This window comes from Enterococcus sp. DIV0660C, from assembly GCF_017316125.1.
Lineage (GTDB): Bacteria > Bacillota > Bacilli > Lactobacillales > Enterococcaceae > Enterococcus_B.
Genome location: NZ_JAFLWA010000038.1, coordinates 1 through 17,519, shown reverse-complemented (window position 1 = coordinate 17,519; position 17,519 = coordinate 1). Strand labels below are relative to the sequence as shown.

Annotated in this window: 19 protein-coding genes; 4 read left to right on the top strand and 15 right to left on the bottom strand. The window is 36.6% G+C overall.

The genetic code is table 11. From position 1 onward, the window contains the following. Positions 1–12: 12 nt before the first annotated feature. The 5 genes from DOK81_RS10160 to DOK81_RS10140 all read right to left on the bottom strand — a co-directional run bounded on the left by DOK81_RS10160 (position 13) and on the right by DOK81_RS10140 (position 2,904). On the bottom strand, positions 13–687 hold the full coding sequence (locus DOK81_RS10160; protein WP_206910513.1) for a response regulator transcription factor: 675 nt from the start codon (positions 685–687) through the stop codon (positions 13–15). A gap of 178 nt (positions 688–865) precedes the next feature. Further along, positions 866–1,267, bottom strand: a complete 402-nt coding sequence (locus DOK81_RS10155; protein WP_206910511.1) for an organic hydroperoxide resistance protein — start codon at positions 1,265–1,267, stop codon at positions 866–868. Positions 1,268–1,341: 74 nt separating this feature from the next. Then, positions 1,342–1,548, bottom strand: coding sequence for a hypothetical protein (locus DOK81_RS10150; RefSeq protein ID WP_206898626.1), 207 nt, complete (start codon positions 1,546–1,548; stop codon positions 1,342–1,344). A 195-nt stretch (positions 1,549–1,743) separates the two neighbouring features. After that, positions 1,744–2,199, bottom strand: coding sequence for an ArgR family transcriptional regulator (locus DOK81_RS10145; protein WP_206898625.1), 456 nt, complete (start codon positions 2,197–2,199; stop codon positions 1,744–1,746). Positions 2,200–2,280: 81 nt separating this feature from the next. Beyond that, on the bottom strand, positions 2,281–2,904 hold the full coding sequence (locus tag DOK81_RS10140) for a GyrI-like domain-containing protein (protein WP_206910509.1): 624 nt from the start codon (positions 2,902–2,904) through the stop codon (positions 2,281–2,283). 254 nt (positions 2,905–3,158) lie between these two features. On the opposite strand from DOK81_RS10140, the gene DOK81_RS10135 reads away from it, so the two are divergent. Together DOK81_RS10135 and DOK81_RS10130 are read left to right on the top strand one after the other, a co-directional pair. Continuing rightward, entirely contained in the window at positions 3,159–4,532 is a 1,374-nt protein-coding gene (locus DOK81_RS10135; protein ID WP_206910508.1) for an MFS transporter, read from the top strand. Positions 4,533–4,604: 72 nt separating this feature from the next. Beyond that, on the top strand, positions 4,605–5,717 hold the full coding sequence (locus tag DOK81_RS10130; protein WP_206910507.1) for an FAD-dependent oxidoreductase: 1,113 nt from the start codon (positions 4,605–4,607) through the stop codon (positions 5,715–5,717). Positions 5,718–5,886: 169 nt separating this feature from the next. Here DOK81_RS10130 and DOK81_RS10125 read toward each other — a convergent pair whose 3' ends face one another. From DOK81_RS10125 to DOK81_RS10095, 7 genes are all read right to left on the bottom strand, one after another. Then, positions 5,887–7,533: a phosphoenolpyruvate carboxykinase (ATP) gene (locus DOK81_RS10125; RefSeq protein WP_206910506.1), complete on the bottom strand. Its 1,647-nt coding sequence runs from the start codon at positions 7,531–7,533 to the stop codon at positions 5,887–5,889. A gap of 207 nt (positions 7,534–7,740) precedes the next feature. Beyond that, positions 7,741–8,346 (bottom strand): LysM peptidoglycan-binding domain-containing protein, encoded by a 606-nt coding sequence (locus tag DOK81_RS10120; protein WP_206910504.1) that lies wholly within the window; start codon positions 8,344–8,346, stop codon positions 7,741–7,743. 403 nt (positions 8,347–8,749) lie between these two features. Continuing rightward, positions 8,750–9,913, bottom strand: coding sequence for a tRNA epoxyqueuosine(34) reductase QueG (queG, locus tag DOK81_RS10115; protein ID WP_206910502.1), 1,164 nt, complete (start codon positions 9,911–9,913; stop codon positions 8,750–8,752). Positions 9,914–9,977: 64 nt separating this feature from the next. Then, complete coding sequence (locus DOK81_RS10110) at positions 9,978–10,727, bottom strand: hypothetical protein (protein WP_206910500.1); 750 nt, start codon at positions 10,725–10,727, stop codon at positions 9,978–9,980. A 251-nt stretch (positions 10,728–10,978) separates the two neighbouring features. Next, a complete protein-coding gene (locus tag DOK81_RS10105; RefSeq protein ID WP_242589987.1) occupies positions 10,979–11,911 on the bottom strand; it encodes a metal ABC transporter substrate-binding protein in 933 nt (310 codons plus the stop codon). After that, positions 11,898–12,752 (bottom strand): metal ABC transporter permease, encoded by an 855-nt coding sequence (locus tag DOK81_RS10100; protein WP_206910497.1) that lies wholly within the window; start codon positions 12,750–12,752, stop codon positions 11,898–11,900. The genes DOK81_RS10105 and DOK81_RS10100 overlap by 14 nt, the downstream gene beginning before the upstream one ends. Positions 12,753–12,754: 2 nt before the next feature. Next, positions 12,755–13,492: a metal ABC transporter ATP-binding protein gene (locus tag DOK81_RS10095; RefSeq protein ID WP_206910495.1), complete on the bottom strand. Its 738-nt coding sequence runs from the start codon at positions 13,490–13,492 to the stop codon at positions 12,755–12,757. A gap of 251 nt (positions 13,493–13,743) precedes the next feature. On the opposite strand from DOK81_RS10095, the gene DOK81_RS10090 reads away from it, so the two are divergent. Beyond that, a complete protein-coding gene (locus DOK81_RS10090; RefSeq protein ID WP_206910493.1) occupies positions 13,744–15,117 on the top strand; it encodes an amino acid permease in 1,374 nt (457 codons plus the stop codon). A gap of 75 nt (positions 15,118–15,192) precedes the next feature. Here DOK81_RS10090 and DOK81_RS10085 read toward each other — a convergent pair whose 3' ends face one another. The 3 genes from DOK81_RS10085 to DOK81_RS10075 all read right to left on the bottom strand — a co-directional run bounded on the left by DOK81_RS10085 (position 15,193) and on the right by DOK81_RS10075 (position 17,045). Next, positions 15,193–16,098, bottom strand: a complete 906-nt coding sequence (locus tag DOK81_RS10085; protein WP_206910492.1) for a peptidoglycan-binding protein LysM — start codon at positions 16,096–16,098, stop codon at positions 15,193–15,195. Between the two features lie 108 nt (positions 16,099–16,206). Continuing rightward, positions 16,207–16,380, bottom strand: coding sequence for a hypothetical protein (locus DOK81_RS10080; protein ID WP_206910491.1), 174 nt, complete (start codon positions 16,378–16,380; stop codon positions 16,207–16,209). Further along, on the bottom strand, positions 16,377–17,045 hold the full coding sequence (locus DOK81_RS10075) for an NAD(P)H-dependent oxidoreductase (RefSeq protein ID WP_206910490.1): 669 nt from the start codon (positions 17,043–17,045) through the stop codon (positions 16,377–16,379). The genes DOK81_RS10080 and DOK81_RS10075 overlap by 4 nt, the downstream gene beginning before the upstream one ends. Before the next feature lie 155 nt (positions 17,046–17,200). On the opposite strand from DOK81_RS10075, the gene DOK81_RS10070 reads away from it, so the two are divergent. Next, positions 17,201–17,473 (top strand): hypothetical protein, encoded by a 273-nt coding sequence (locus DOK81_RS10070; protein WP_206910487.1) that lies wholly within the window; start codon positions 17,201–17,203, stop codon positions 17,471–17,473. Positions 17,474–17,519 lie beyond the last annotated feature (46 nt).

The following is a 17,519-nucleotide window of genomic DNA, read 5'->3' as shown; positions in this document are numbered from 1 at the left end:
TTTCCGCCCTTTCTAAGGAACGATATATCCTTGTCCAACTTTTGTTTCGATGTATCCCATGATCCCAGCTTGCTCGATTTTTCTTCGCAAGCGATTGATATTCACCGTTAATGTATTATCATCCACAAAACGTTCATCATCCCACAAAGCACGTAATAGCTTTTCACGACTCAAAATTTTTCCATGTTGCTTCATCAAAATGAACAATAGTCGGTACTCATTTTTACTTAGATCAATGATTTCTCCATCAATCTCCATGCTTCCATTATCTACATTTAGCGTGATTCCATTATGACTCATCATCTCACTAGAAAGTTCTGTATAATTATATGAACGACGCAATAGGGCATTGATTTTAGCAATCAAGACATCTACTTGAAAGGGCTTGGTTACGAAGTCATCTGCTCCCATATTCATTGCCATGATCATGTCCATATTTGTATTGCGGCTTGAGATAAAAATAATTGGTACTTTTGATACTTCGCGAATTTTTTGACACCAATAATACCCATCAAAAACTGGAAGATTGATATCTAACAACACTAATTGCGGTGCTTCTTCTTCAAAATCTGAAAAGACCTGATTGAAATCAGTTGTTCCAAATGTTTCAAATTGCCACTTGTCTAACTCTTCCATAATTAGTTGACGGATGACTTCTTCGTCTTCTACTACCATGATTTTTGCCATCGACTGCTCCTCCTAGTTTTTCTTCTTGCATCTACAATAGCAAACCCCACAGCCCATGACAACTATGGTTTCCTTTTCTTTATAATTGATTATAAATGTTTGTCTAGAACAAAAATAAAAAGCGTAAAAACTGACAGCTAAGTCAGCTCTTACGCTTAAGTATTACTTCATTGTATTTTTAGACAAGGTCTACTTGTACTTCGATATTTCCTTTAGTTGCTTTAGAATACGGACAGAATTCATGTGCATCATCAACTAATTTTCGTGCTTCTTCTTCACTAACGCCTTCGACATGAGCTTCTAGAATGACACCAATCTGGTAGCCACCGTCATCTAATGTGTAAAGTGAAACGCGTGCTTTAACTGTTGAGTCAGCATCTAAGCCTGCTTCTTTGACCATATGTTGTAATGCACCATTAAAACATGAAGCGTATCCTGCTGCAAATAATTGTTCAGGATTAGTTCCCTCCGCATGGATTCCTGGTGGTGTAATTTTCATGTGCATCGAACCATTTGGTGCTTCGACTGAACCTTCTCGTCCGCCGTGGTTAATCATCGCTGTTTCGTATAATTTTTTCATTGTACTACTCCTTTCGACTTTCTTACTACATTTCTAGTGTAAGCCTAGTGGAGCGGTTTATTCAAAGAATCTGCTCATTCAAATACTAAAATACCATCTTCAACTAATTTACCAAAAAACATAAAAATGCCACTTGTAAATAACAGCGTCATATTTGTTCCAAAATAAATAGCTATTTTTTCTAAATAATCTTTGATCTTATTGATTTTAAGATACATATATACTAAAAAATTTACTCCATACACCAACACAGTTAAAAAAATAATCATTCCCGTCATCATTCTTCCTCCTCCATTACTGGAAAACTACGAAACTTCCCCGTTCTTGACTTTATACTTACCATAACACTCAGATAGAACTTTCAGCAACTCAGGTTCTTTGTAGAACGCTTTCATAAATGGATTCTGTAAATAACTACCAAAAATCCAAATCCACAATCCTTGTGTTAAAAACAGTCTTAGCTATTCACTAATTATTTATTCGCGCATACTTTCTAATTTTTCCGCGAATGCTTGAGCTTCACTTTCTGAACGACAAACAACGATAAATGTATCAAAACCTGCAATTGTCGCTGCAACTTCTGGATAAGCAACTTCATCTAACCAGTTTGTCACCACGTCTGCGCCATTTTTTTCAGTCAACACCACAACCATAAATTGAACGGTCTCAATTCGTAAAACTTCCCGCTTAACAGCTGAACGCAAACGTTGTTCATTCAATGAAACAGATGGTTGACTAAAAAGAGAGTAACGAACTCGTTGCTCTTCATCTTGAACCTTGATTACTTTCATTTCACGAATATCTCGAGAAATTGTTGCTTGAGTTGCACTAACACCTGCTTCTTCTAAGCGTGCAAGTAATTCTTCTTGTGTACTAATTGGATATTCTGTAATTATTTGGCGAATCAATGCCTGTCGTTGACTTTTTTTCATCCTGGACACCTCTCTCATCCATAATTATAACAAATTTACTCAATTATTGGCGTGTTTACTTTGAAAATTACTTTTGATCCTTTACTTTTTGGCAATGCGCACACGTAAAATTGTTTTTCGTTTCTCTGGCGCTACTCTTCTAGGATCACTTAAATAAATTTCTTTGTGCTCTTTTCCTATCCGCTGATATCCTTCTTCTCCGAGAAAGACTGCTAATTTATCAAAACTCTTTTGCTCCTCATCGTAAGAACCAATGTGTAAAATTTGTCCAACTAATCCTTCCTCGATTGTCTCAAATTGTAATTGTGCAAGTAACTCTTCAGGAATCTTTTTTGCTGAACGCTTCATTGCAAGTTGGGCAATCTCCGGTGTCACGAAATCAGGCTGTTTAATCATCAGTTGATAAGCAAAGTGTTCCTTCAACATCACTTTTTCCTGCAAATATTTTTCTTGTAATCCCCACTGACCTTCTAGTGGGTAAACTGTGTATGGTTGGTAACCAGGAATAGCCCAATTATTTTTCGGTGACATTTTGATTGCATAACTCACTGGGTATAACACTCCAATGCGTCTTTGGAAATCCTCTTGATTTGGATCACCTACACCTTTGATCGTAAAAAAATTTTGTGCTGGCAATTCTAAAATCTGTGGTTTTTTTGTTACTCGATAGCCAGATTCAGCTTTACGCCATTCAATTTTATCCATTTTCTTTTTCTCCTAGCCTATTTATATATTTACGATTTTTTCTTGTTTTATTTCCATTTTTAAACTCCATTTAATCATAACCTTTTTGAGATGTCTTGACTAATTTTATTGACATAAAATTTGAGTCTATGCTAAAATAACTCCAGCAAACAATCGTACAGATAACACGTAAATGCGTGTCGAGAGAGAGGCGATTTCTATTGACAATAGAAATCTTCTCTCTTTTTTTGCGAAATTTTTAAGAGGTGAAATGTATGACAAAACAAAAAGAACTACTACTTGTTCCCGCAGTGATTGCGACTGGGATCATGTCCTTCGCAGGTGTTCTGATTGAAACTGCGATGAATGTAACTTTCCCAACGTTGATTAAGCAATTTGATTTGACAACTGCTCAAGTCCAATGGGTAACAACGATTTACTTATTGATGATTTCAATCATCGTACCATTATCAACCTATCTAAACCGCAATTTTAGTATTCGAAAATTATTTTTGTTTTCAAATCTTCTGTTTCTTGCCGGCATCTTAGTTGATTTCTTCTCACCAACTTTCATGTTTCTTCTAATGGGACGACTATTACAAGGGATTGCAACTGGTATCGCACTTCCATTGATGTTTCATATCATTTTGACGTATGCACCTATGAATCGTCGCGGTGCGATGATTGGTGTCGGAACATTGACTACAGCGATTGCGCCAGCTATTGGACCAACCTATGGTGGGATTTTGACCTCCGCTTTTACTTGGAATCATATTTTCTTATTTCTTGTGCCAGTCTTACTGGTATCACTAGTGATTGGTCTATTTGCCATCCCTGAAACAAATGTAGCAAAGGGTGGTCATTTAGATTTACTTAGCGTATTAGGGTTATGCTTACTTTTCAGTGGTGCTTTAACATTCCTGAGCACGATTGGTCAACTAATTAGCTGGGTTTCTTTGATTATTGCAATCATTGGTTTCTTAGTGTTCTATCAACGTTCAAAAACAATTGATCAACCCTTGATTCGCTTATCGATTCTATCTAATAAAACCTTCCGATTATTTTTATTTAGTTTCTTAGTTTATCAATTTTTACTACTCGGTGTTTCATTTGTCTTGCCAAACTTCATTCAAATCGTTCAAGGAGATACCGCATTTATTGCTGGTTTGTCCATGCTTCCGGGAGCCGCAATTGGTGCGATTTTGTCTCCTTTCTCCGGAAAATTACTCGATCAACATGGACCTAAAAAACCAATCTTAGCTGGTTTAATCTTATCGACGATTGGTTGGCTAGCTCTCGTTTTATTGATTGGTCATGCATCCTTGATTTGGTTAGTAGCTTGTCATGTTTTCTACATGATTGGTATTGGTCTTTCTTACAGTAATATGATGACTACTGGAATGAATGCATTAAGCGAAGAGTTCCAAGGCGATGGAAATGCACTATTCAACACGCTTCAACAGTTTTCTGGTGCGATTGCCACCTCGCTAGTAGCGATCATTATCAACCTTGTGCAAGACCACTCCACGTTGCACTACGAAGCAGCTACTACTTTAGGTTCAAAAGCAGCATTGGGTGTTTTACTTATCTTACTGATTATTAGCTTTGCCCAGTTTATGCCTTACTATTTAAAGAAAAAACAACAATAAACAAAAAGAAGATGGGTGTTTGCATCCATCTTCTTTTTGTGTAAGAATGAAAACGAAAAAGGAGGCTCTTTTATGGAAAAAATTGCCATTATTGGCGGTGGCATCATCGGTATGACCCTTGCAAATTATTTAGATACAACCAAGTTTGAAGTCACATTATTTGATGACTCCACTGGTCAAGCAACCAAAGCCAGTGCGGGAATTATTTCTCCTTGGCTTTCAAAAAGACGAAACAAACAGTGGTATCAACTAGCTAAAGATGGTGCTGCTTTCTTCGATAAATTGATTCAAGATTTCCAATTAGATTCAACCATTTATGATCGTTCAGGAACACTTTTATTACGACCGCAAGATGAATTGATTTCACTTGCCGAACTAGCGGAGGAGCGTAAAAAAGAAGCACCAGAAATCGGTAACATTGAACTATTAACACCCGCTCAAACAACTGCTAAACTTGAACTACTTAAACCAGCACCTTCACTTCACATTAGTGGTGGTGGAAAGCTTGATGGCAAAGCTTATTTAACACAACTAGCAAAACGTTTAACACATCAGCAAGTAGCAATCATCAATGACCGTGTTGCGTTTCAGCCAAAAGGTGATGCATGGTTGGTTCAAGGTGCGTTTGGCGAAAAACTAGTTGATCGAATCATCCTTACACCTGGCCCCGCATTAAAACCTTTGCTGGAAACTATTGGCTATACAGTTGATATTCGACCTCAAAAAGGACAACTTCTAGTTTTTGATTCTCCTTATCAAAATAGTAGCAAATGGCCCGTAGCGATGCTGGATGGCGAAGCCGATTTTATTCCATTCATGTCTGGTAAAATTTTGATTGGTGCAACACACGAAAACGATGGTGGTTGGGACTTATCCCCTACCGAAACTGCTTATGAAATGCTTACTACTCACACGAAAGATTTTCTAGCCAATCCAGAACAACTTACCGCTTGGCGTTACCATTTCCGTGTGGGTACTCGTGCTTATACGTCTGATTTTTCACCATTTTTTGGCTTAGTACCAGATGATCCTACTTTACTAGTGGCAAGCGGACTAGGATCATCCGGTTTAACAACTGGTCCTTACATCGGGTATTTGTTAGCAGATTACCTAAACACAGGAAATTGGTCGAAAAAAAAATATCAAAAAGAAATAAAAACTTATCTTTCAAAGACGGTTGGTTGATTGTAAACACAAAAAAGAGCGGACTTCTGTCTCGCTCTTTTTTCATTTGATCGATTATTTAACTTTCCTCCCACCGAAAAAAGCTGTTGGAAATAGTTCGCCTGAATACATTATCTGTGAATCACTGTCTTCACACTAAAAATAACTTTTTGGTTCTTATCAACATCCTTTATTTCTTCAACTTTTTTAGCAATCCTTTCAATGATTTTATTGCTTCAGCAGGAAGTTCATGATAACCACTCAACAATTCTTCTTGTTCCAGAATGAATTGATATCTTGAAGTCAACCGCTGATACAAACATTCTTGATAAGTTGCTTCATTGAATGGCTCAGGAAACCCAGTCACCGGCAAATAAGACAGCTCTGATAGCTTTCCTAGTGGCAGAAATTGCGCTTGTTTTTTAGCTATAGCCTCTACACTTTTCAAAGTGACTTCAGGCGTAATTTTTTTTTGGTCAAAATATCCTGTATTTAAAATATAGCAATCAGTATCTTGTTTTTCAAATAGTTCTTTAAAAGCCTGATAGTCCTCAGCTAATGGATATACTCTAAACGGATTAGCATATGGAACATATACTAATTGATCGACCTCTTCCTTCCGGATATTTTCTGCACTTGACCGTTTTGTCGCTAAAGTTGCACCAAAAATTGCAGCTAAGATAGGATCATTGATTTTAACAACCGGTGGAAAAACATCATCTTTCATAATCCAAAAAACTGCATCGATTTTATCGTCCAAATGATCCACACGATTTGGCGTAACAAACCTTGATTTGATTGCTCGACCGTTGCCATTCCGAATATCTTCAGTCACTAATACTTTTTCCCCAGAGTCATTCAACGTAACGCCTACATTTTGACAAGTTAAAAATGATGAAACTGTTGGATCATTTGAAGCATAGTCTTGTGTTTTGTCAAAATATGCTGGTTCTAATGCTGTGGTCGATCCCTTCTTTTTTGAGATGACAAATGCATCATCATGCAATACAGTGACTACATCATCTGCACTTCTCGCTAAAGTGATCGTTGATTTCCCAGAACCAGATAGGCCAAAAACTGCCATTGTGTAACGATGTGTTGGAAATTGATATTGCTTCAATCCTCCATGACATGCAATGAAACCATTCCGATTGGCTAACGCCCAAGCAAGAGTCAACGTAGCTTTTTTTAGCTCACCAAAGTAACGCAGACCCAAAACAGCTGCAACATTATGCATAGCATCAATCAACACCAGACCATCAGGAAACGCTGGATGCTGCCATTCTGGATCAGCAAAAATGTACAGATCCCCCTCATTATATGTTTGCGAATGCTGATAGTCAGTTTCACTCTCTGCTGTTAGCACTTCAAAATTTAATAAATAAGAGTATAAATTATTCTCAAATCCTTCTGGAACCAACACATGTGCTTTCACCGAAAATTCCTGATCCAATCCAACTATGACTTTGCCATGGTAAAACTGACGTATTCTACTTTGATAAATTGCTTCCCGCAAAATTTTTTCATACTTCACTTGACTAATTCCTGGTTCACCGATCACTCTACGAGCTGCCGCTGTTCGTCCAATGATTTCACCATCATTAAAAACTAATACTTTACTATCCTTTGGTAGTTTTAACTCTTCGGTATGAGATACAGCTAAATCTGTGACAATCGTTCCAGGACTCTTGGTTGCTAACTGATATGCCTGTGCTAAATGATCAATCAATTGTACATTATTACCATAAAATGCTGTTTCAATAATTACTCGAATACTCGAAAATAAATTGTTATTCAAGTTGATTGTCGCTTGTGAATGTCCTGATATCGTACTCATTCGCTCACCTTCCTTTTAAGTCAAAAAATAGAGAACGCTTTATAAATATTATATCTCAGCACTATTTTTTTGTCTTACGGCATCCCTTATCGATTCTTCTACAGCAATTGATATGAGAAATTTACAATTTTAAAAAAAAATCCAAGAAAATCACTCAAAAGTGATCTTCTTGGATTCAACTATTTTGGTTTCAGTTGGTTGCTCGGCTTAGTACCAGCCGTTTGCTAACCAGAATGTTTTAGCAGCGTCCCATGAACCGTAGCGTGATGATACATATTCATCAGCAACACGTTCTTGGTTGGCAGCTGAGTAGTCACCATTTAAGTATGATGAATCTAATTGGTAACGTCCGATATAACGTCCGTTAGTAGCTGTATAAGAACCGCTTGATTCTCTTTGAGCGATCCATTCTTTTGCATCACTTGTTGAAGCTGCAGGAGTTGCTGGTGTTGCAACTACTGGTTCAACAGTTTCAACTGGTGCAACGTATGTATATTGTTGAGTTGCTTGTTCAGTTGTTGCTGTTTCTTGTTTAGTTTCAGTTTTTACTTCTGCTTTAGTTGAAACTTCGCCTGATGTTGGGATTGTTAATTCTTCACCAACGTAGATACGATTAATATCAGAAATAGAATTTTTTTCTGCAATTGTGTCAATTAAAGTATTGTCACCTGCAAATTGTTGTGAAATTGTAGATAAAGTATCACCTGATTTAACTGTGTAAGTTTCGTCAGCATGAGCTTCTGTAGCTCCCACAAACATTGCAGCACCTGCAGCAAAAGTTGTTCCTAAAACGATTTTCTTCATTGAATTCATATATTAAACTCCCTCATGTCCTCTTAGTTTCTTTCAACGTCATTAACTTTAACATTTGAAAATATTTCATAGGTAAAAGAATGATGACATTTGATGACAAAATGACAATTTTTTTAATATTTGTAACATTTCACCAGTCTATCATCTCAGTCTAAAGTCGTAGAAACCTTTGGCGTCAAAGGAGAAAACATTTTCAACAAGTAATATGTTTTTTCACAAAAAATTGACATTTTGTAACATTAGAACAAAAAATCTAGAAGAAAAACACGATTTTTTTTTGCTTAAATAACAAATTTCAGTCAAAAAAGCCCAAAAGCAGCAAAAAAGTCAGCAATTGTTACAACAATTACTGACTAAAAATGAGTGAATTAGCAAAAATTAGGAAAAACCTTACACTTTTTAGCTATCTCCGTTTTTTTCTTTGTTTCGTTTGTAAAGTTTCAATTGCTTTTTCAAATTCTAGCTTCGCTTCTTCATCTATTTCTTTCACCAATGCGTCTTGCAGAATAGTTAGCCATTCTTCTGGGTCTCTTGCACCTAAGCGTCCAATTGCCCAAGCCGCTGTCCCACGAATCACAGGACGAATATCTTTTAGACAATTAGCAATTTCTGGTAATGACTCTCGATCCCCTAGATTCGCCAAGGCAATCAGTGCATTTCTTTGAAGTGGCTTTTTCCCACGCCACGAGCCAGCTAGATGTCCAAATTGCTGATTGAATTCTTTATTCGAAATGGAAAGCATTGGTTTTAGTTTTGGGTATACTTCATCAACTTTCGGCTCCATTTCTTCATGGAAATGAAAATCTTTACCTCTATTATATGGGCAAACTAACTGACAAATATCGCAACCATAAATGACATTACGCATTTTTTTTCGATACTCTTCTGGCATCATCCCTTTTGTCTGGGTCTGATAAGACAAGCATCTTTGGGCATTCATTCGTCCATCACCAAGCAATGCTTTCGTGGGGCACCCGTCGATACAACGGGTGCAGTCGCCACAACCAAATACACCAGGTTCATCCGGTTCGAAAACGATATTTGTAACAATTTCGCCTAAATAAACAAAAGAGCCAAACTCCTCCGTAATCAATAGACCATTGCGCCCAATAAAACCCAAACCTGCCCGCTGTGCGACTGCTACATCAATCAATTCTCCCGTGTCCACTTGTGGAGCAAAGCGCCACTCTTCCTCCGTTTGCCACTGTTTCCCACGGGTCGTAATAAATTCAATCAAACGATTTAGACGATCTCGTAAAATATCATGATAATCGATTCCCCAAGAAGCACGGGCAAACTGTCCTCTTTTTTCATCTTTTGGAATTTCCTCATGAATTTTTGTAGGATATGCTAAGGCAATGGAAATAATTGATTGGGGGTGATCAAATGTTTTTTCTGGGTAAAGTCGTTCTTCAATCACTGGATGTTCAAAGCCCGAAGTATGACCTGCGGCTTTTTGTTCTTCCAGAGATTCCTTTAAATGATCAAACGGTTCCGCAGTCGTGAACCCGATTTTATCAATGCCTAGTCGTTTACTTTCGCGAATGATTTCTTCCTTTAAAGTCATAAATTGCCTCGCTTATTTCATTTTTCTTCTATTGTAAATAAGTAATAGGTTATTGGTATCAAGATTACCGACTATATAACCCATAATATAATTTATCTTTTTTCAATTGAACAAACTCAATTTGTTGATCGGCGACTTTCTTTTCCTTTAACCAACGATTACGAGTGACAAAAACTTCCCAATAATTCGTTGAAATCAGCTTTTTCTTATCATCCAACGCTTGAAAAAAGTTCCAAGAAACTGGTTTTGTATTCAACAATTGATGCAAACGTACTTGCTCTGTTTGAGAAAGTTCCGATAAATCTCGAGAGTATAAAACATCTTCATGTAAATTTTTTTGTTGTGTATAAGTAAATGTTTGTGGGATTTTTCCTGGTCGTGCCACTAACATCAACTGATTATAATAGCTATTCATTAATTTACTGTGGGCAATAAATGAGCTCTTGTAATAAGCTGCTTGGATTTTCTGAATAACATTTTCAGTTCCAATGACAGAAAAAAGTGCTGGCCAAGCTTTAGTTTGAATTTCTTGATTCTGTTTAACTAAGACTCCCGGTATGAATCCAACTGCAGAAATGAAAACAAAGTAACCAATTCCAGTCATTTCATCTAGCGGCTGAAACTCATCAAAAATCCACTTTCCAACATAACGTTCTGGTTCAACTACATCATCTGCTGCATTCGCTATGAATAATTTTGCCATCTCAGTTTCAAGAAATTGAAGGTCTTGGTCTTTTTCAGTTGCTTCTTGTTGGTCAAGCAAACGAAAGACTTCTTCTTTTATTTGTTGCTTATCTTTACGTGTGAAATTCATAGCTACACCTCTCCTTCTTACCTTTAACTATAACGGAAATCGAAACAAAAAAACATTATTAGCCTAAAAAAACGTGAAAAATTATGCTCTCAAATAATCATCTCATTGAATTAAAAATACATTTTTTGTAAGACATTTTTTATTTCAACTCGTTGTCTGCTATCGACACATTATTTTAACAACTAATTCAGAAAAATAGAAAAAAGTTGAACCAAAACAAAAGAATGTTTCAGCCCAACTTTGAGATCCATTTATTTTGATAAACCTTTATGGATTGCGTCAATATTCCATTTCATCATTCCATAGTACGAATCGCCTTCTTCACCTGCTTTAGCGACTGAGTCTGTAAATAATTTTTCAGCAATCGGGACACCAGTTTCTTTCGATACACGTTCCATGCTTCGAGGATCCACACTCGATTCTACAAACAAACCGGGGACTTTTGACGCTTTGACTTGGTCAATAATTGCGGTCATTTGATCAGGCGTTCCTTGACTTTCTGTGTTGATTTCCCAAATGTAAGCCGCTGGTAATTGATACGCTTTGGAAAAGTATTTAAATGCGCCTTCACTGGTGACTAATAACTTTTTCTCTTCACTGATCGTAGCAAATGACTCTTTTGCTTGCTGGTCTAATGATTCAAGTTTTTGGCGATATTCTTGACTATTTTTTTCATACACTTCTTTATTCTCTGGGTCTTTTTCGCTCAAAATCCGAGTAATTTCTTCAACATATTTGATTCCATTAGACAAATCTAGCCATGCGTGTGGGTCTGCCTGTGTTTCTTGACCAGTACTTGTTAAATAAAGTGGCTCTACTTCACGGCTAACAGCAAAATAATCTTCCTCTTCGACTTTTTTAGCTGTTTCCATCAAATTATTGAACCAACCATTGCCTGTTTCTAAATTCAGCCCATTATACAAGATAACTTTTGCATCACTGGCTTTTTTGATATCTTCTGGCAAAACTTCATATTCATGTGGGTCAGTTCCCACGGGTACGATACTATGAATCGTTACTTTGTCTTTGCCAACTTCTTTTGCCATGTCTGCCAGAATGGAATTTGTCGCAACAACCGTCAATTTTCCTTCTTTTGTTTGTTCTGCTTTTTCGCTCTTTGTTGAGCAACCTACCAGGAAAATCCCTAGTGCGAATAACAAGATTAGTAATTTAGATTTTTTCATTTGTCTGCTCCTTTCTTTGAAACAAAATACCTTTTGCTGGTGAAAATAAAAACGCTAGGGCAAAAAAGACAGCTGATGCTAACACGATAGTTGCCCCTGAAGGTAAGTTATAACTGTAACTGAAAAATACACCAACGATTGCACTCAACACACCAAAACTCGCAGATAAAGCAATCATTGTTGATAAACGATTCGTTAACAAGTACGCTGTTGCAGCTGGTGTGATCAACATGGCAATCACTAAAATCGTTCCTACTGTCTGAAGACTTACTACAGCAACTAACGTTAAGAAGAACATCAATGCGTAATGAATAAATGTTGTATTTAATCCATAGGCTTTTGCCATCATTGGATCAAAGGAAGTAATTTTCAACTCCTTATAAAAAACAAAAATAAATAATAAGACAACAGCACTAACGATTGCCGTGAGGTATAAATCACTCTCGCGAACAGCTAAAACATTACCAAATAGAATATGGTAAAGATCAGTTGCACTTTGAGCAAAAGAGATAAGAATGATCCCTAGTGCAAAAAATGAACTAAAAACAATTCCGATTGCCGTATCATTTTTTAAGCGACTCTTTTGTGTGACGAAACCAATCAATGCGGCAGTCAGCACCCCAAAAGCAGTTGCACCCAAAATATAACTAAACCCAAACATATAAGAAATTGCCACTCCGGGTAAAACTGCGTGAGAAATCGCATCACCCATCAGAGACATCCCACGTAAAATAATAAATGAACCAATCACTCCTGAAGCTAATCCGACTAAAATAGATGTAATCAGTGCATATTGTAAAAACTGATAGTTTAACACACCATCAACAAACGATTGAATCATGCTTACTCCCCCTTTACCAATTGACCAATTACTTCACCATAAGCTAGCTGCAGATTATTTGAAGTAAAGGTCTCTTGGACCGTCCCAGCCGCAATTAGCTCACGATTTAATAAAATCACTTCATCGAAATATTCATTTACTTTATGCAAATCATGATGAACGATCAAAATCGTTTTACCTTCTGCACGCAATTCTTGTAAAATTGAAAAAATCTTTTTCTCGCTAACAGCATCGATTCCCACAAATGGCTCATCTAAAAAAATCCATTCCGCACCTTGTGTTAACGCTCGTGCAATAAATACTCGTTGTAATTGGCCACCAGATAATTCGCTGATTTGTCGATCAGCATATTTTTCCATACCTACTTTGACTAACGCCTGTGCTGCTCGCTCTTTTTCTCGTTTTCCGGGTCTTTTTCCAATTCTTAACGAAGGATATGTTCCAAGTAACACAACCCCAAAAACATCAATCGGAAAGGATAGATCCATTGCACTTCGTTGCTCTACATAAGCAATTTTTTTTCGTACTTCTTTTACTGATTTTCCTGAAAACGTCACAGTGCCAGAAGATTTGGGAATCAATTCTAATAAAGATTTCATAAAAGTTGATTTTCCCGCACCATTTGGTCCAATGATTCCTGTCATTTTTTCTGATTGAATTGTTAAAGATATATTTTTCAAAGCAATCTTTCCTTGATAGGCCACGGAAAGATTTTGTACGCTGATTGTTGGTTTCACCATTCCAAGCACTCCTTTTTTAGGTTTACCTAACTTTTTATTTAAAGATAGTTTAACCTATTAAGAAAACATTTTCAACAAAAAAATTTGTGGTTAAATTAAAATTCTTCTCGCGTTTTTTGAATCCTTTCTGTAAAATCACATCAAGAGATTAATTTAATAACTGTTTTTATTTATCAATAATTTATTTTTTTAACTGATAAATCTAATCAAATATATTGGCTTATTCTCTAAATTATGAAAGGAGTTTTTGTATGGAAGAAGGAAAATTAAATCGAAGTCTTAGCGCACGTCATATTCGAATGATTGCGTTGGGAGGGACAATCGGCGTTGGATTGTTTATGGGTGCCTCTTCAACCATTCGCTGGACTGGCCCCTCTGTAATGATTGCTTATGCTGTTGCCGGATTGTTCCTATACTTGATCATGCGTGCACTGGGCGAGATGCTTTATGTCGACCCTTCTACAGGTTCATTTGCTAATTACGCAAGTGATTATATCCATCCAGTTGCTGGTTATTTAACGGCTTGGAGCAATATTTTTCAATATGTCGTAGTTGGAATTAGTGAAGTCATTGCCGTTGGTGAGTATATGAATTATTGGTGGCCGAATTTACCAACCATCATTCCTGGTATCACTGTGATACTTTTCTTGATGTTAGCTAACTTGTTTTCAGTAAAAGCCTTCGGTGAATTAGAATTTTGGTTTTCGATGATCAAAGTCGTAACGATCATTTTAATGATTGTTGCTGGTTTAGGCGTTATCTTCTTTGGTTTTGGTAATCACGGTCAACCTATTGGTATTTCAAATCTTTGGAAAAATGGTGGCTTCTTTACCGGTGGCGTGAAAGGTTTCTTTTTTGCTTTATCCATCGTGATTGCTTCTTATCAAGGAATTGAATTAATTGGGATGACTGCTGGTGAAGCAAAAAATCCACAAAAAACAATCGTTGAAGCTGTTCAATCTACAATTGGACGCATTCTTATTTTTTATATCGGTGCTATTTTTATTATTGTAAGTATCTATCCATGGAATCAACTTGGTGAGATTGGGTCTCCCTTTGTTCAAACATTCGCGAAAATTGGGATCACTTTTGCCGCTGGATTGATCAACTTTGTTGTAATAACTGCTGCCTTGTCTGGTTGTAACTCAGGCATTTTCAGCGCAAGTCGCATGATTTACACCTTAGCAGTTAATGGAAAAATGTCTAAACGTTTCTTAAAATTGTCTCGACATGGAGTTCCCTTTTACCCAGTTGTTGCAATTTCAGGAGGTATCTTGATTGGCTTGGTCATCAATTATTTGCTACCAATGTTTGTTACTCACTCTGAAAATATTTTTGTCTTTGTTTATAGTTCAAGTATTTTACCAGGAATGATTCCTTGGATTGTCATTTTGATCAGTGAAATCAAATTCCGTAAAATCCATGCGGAACAGATGACTGAGCATCCATTTAAAATGCCGTTATCCCCTTATACCAATTATTTAACTTTATTGTTTTTAGCTATTATTCTTTGTTTTATGTTCATCAATCCTGAAACAAGAATTTCCTTGCTGATTGGTTTAGCCTTTTTATTTTTCATGACGATTCATTACTTTCTTCGTGAAAAACGAGTGAAGAAAGCTTAAACAAAAAAACTGCGAGTCTGTTCTACTCTTGAAAAGAAATTTTCTAGAGGTAGTAACATCTCGCAGTTTTTTTACTTATTGCAGTTGAAGGACAGCGCCCGGAGTTAAGAAGTAATCATCCATCGTCATCCCATTCAGCGCTAAGATCGTTTCCACTGGTACACCCGTACGTTGTGCGACTTGATTAGGGCCTTCACCGGCTAAGACAACAGTTGTTGCAGCTTGACTTGTCCCAGTCTCTGAGGTATCGGTCGTTTGACTATTTATTGTTTCAGCCGTCGGTTCGTCTGCTGAAGTCATTGTTTCTTCTGAAGTTGAACTACTTGTTTCTTGCTTGTTCGCTTCTTCAGCTTGTAGCGCGCTACTTGTCCGTAAATAAATATCTGATATTTTTGCTACTTCAGTTGTGTATTTACTTGATAATTGATCAACTAAAGCATTGATATCGACAGTTGAAGAAGTATCTGCTTGGTGTGCAGCTTTTAATTTGCTGATTCCTTCATTTGAAATTGCTTGCAGCGCTAATGCTTTCTGATTCGCAATCGAAGATAATCCTGCAACCCCATTTTGATTTGATTGGATTTCTGTTTGGTATTCATCAATCAAGATCGGTGTTTGTTCCGCTAATTTTTTTGAGTAAGTCGTTAGAATCGTTTGTAGTTCATCAGCTGACTCTTTGCCTGTACTACTTGTTCCTGTTGATACTTTTGTTGAACTATCCGTTGTTTTTGTCGCTTGTTTGGTTTGTTTTTTCTTCTCTTTTTTTTCATTTTTTGGCGTCGAAGAAACAGTTGTTTCAAGCGTTTCTTTGGCACTAGAATTTGATTTTCCGAACTGCGTCAATCCCCAAACTGAGCCACCAATCACCAAGACTGCTGCCAAACAAGCACCAATAATCAATAATCTTTTTTGCATTCGTTGCTTTTGCTGACGTCTTCTAGACATCCGAACATTTTCTTCTCGTTCATTTTTATTTTTCAATAAGTTCACCACCAATAATTTATGTTAAAAATAGTGTTATGCCTTATCTTCATTGTAACAAATAACAATAGTTATGCACATTTTTTTCTTAAAATTTTCTAATCGTTTTTACCATTCACGATGATTCCATGATTTCCCATCAATTTCTCCCTGAAGTTGAGTGATACGCTCATCGCTTTCTTTGACTAATTTTTTCAATTCAAATAACAAAGCAGCATCTTCATAATGAACATTTTTTTCATTGAGCTCATCAATTTGTTGTTGTAACCACTCACTATTCATTCATTTTCCTCCTTTAATTCCCTCAGTGTGAAAGTCAAGTCTTCGATCATTTCTTGTTGTTCTTTTAAGCCATCTAGGAGATAGGACTTTTGCGGTTCTGAAAAATACGATTTTTTTTCTATCTGCTCAAGAAACCAGTTGATTCGCTGAACAAGACTTGGTTTTCTAGTTAAAGAAAGATATTGCTGATAAGCAATCAAGCGTTCAAATCGTACCTCAGAAGTCTGATACATAAATTGTGCTAACATAAATGGAGGTAAATAGTTCATTTGAAATTTGTGAGCAATTCGCTGATACGGGCGCAAAAATTCAGACAAGGTGAACTCTTCTTTACCACCTGCTTGATATTCTTTTTCCGCCACACCAGTCGTTACTACGACACCAAATTCTTTCCCTTTCAATACTTTGCTTGCTTTAGCCAAAACTGTGTCTTGCCATATTTTTAAGTGTGCAGGCGCGCTATACCAATAAAGAGGAAATTGAAAGATGATTCGATCATGCATCGCTAACAACGCTAATTCGTCATTTAAGTTGATTTCTCCGGTTGGATAGACAGATTCTAAATGATGCCATGTAATCGCAAGCGATTTGGATGCCTCTTTAAAAAATTGTTGATTCAATGATTCTTGAAGATTGGGATGGCTGACAATTACTAATGTCTTCATCACGATTACGTCCTTTCTTCTTCGTACTGTTTCATAGTTTAGCATAACAGATGAACTTCGTTGATCATTATGCTTCAATTTCAGCAAGACGTTTTTTACCCCAATCTTTTTTGATAGGTATATAATAAAATTATTAAAACAAAGAGGCGAAAAATATGAAAACTGTAACAGCAAAAGAAGTAGAAGATTATTTGACCAGTCGTTTGGGTGGTATCAGCGTAATTGACATCCATATTGAATTTCCAGATGATCTTCAAGCATTCCATATTGAAGGTGAAAATGACTACTATCTCTTACAAGATGATCAAAAGATGTATCATTTACTCGATGGGAAACGTGAGGAAAAATTAACAGGAGAAGATCCTGAAAAATTTTTGGCTCATGTTATTCAACTAATTACCAATGAAGATACCACTGTCACGTTCTGATGAAGTTTAAAAATGATTTCCTCCTTAGAAAAAAAGTGCCGCAAAG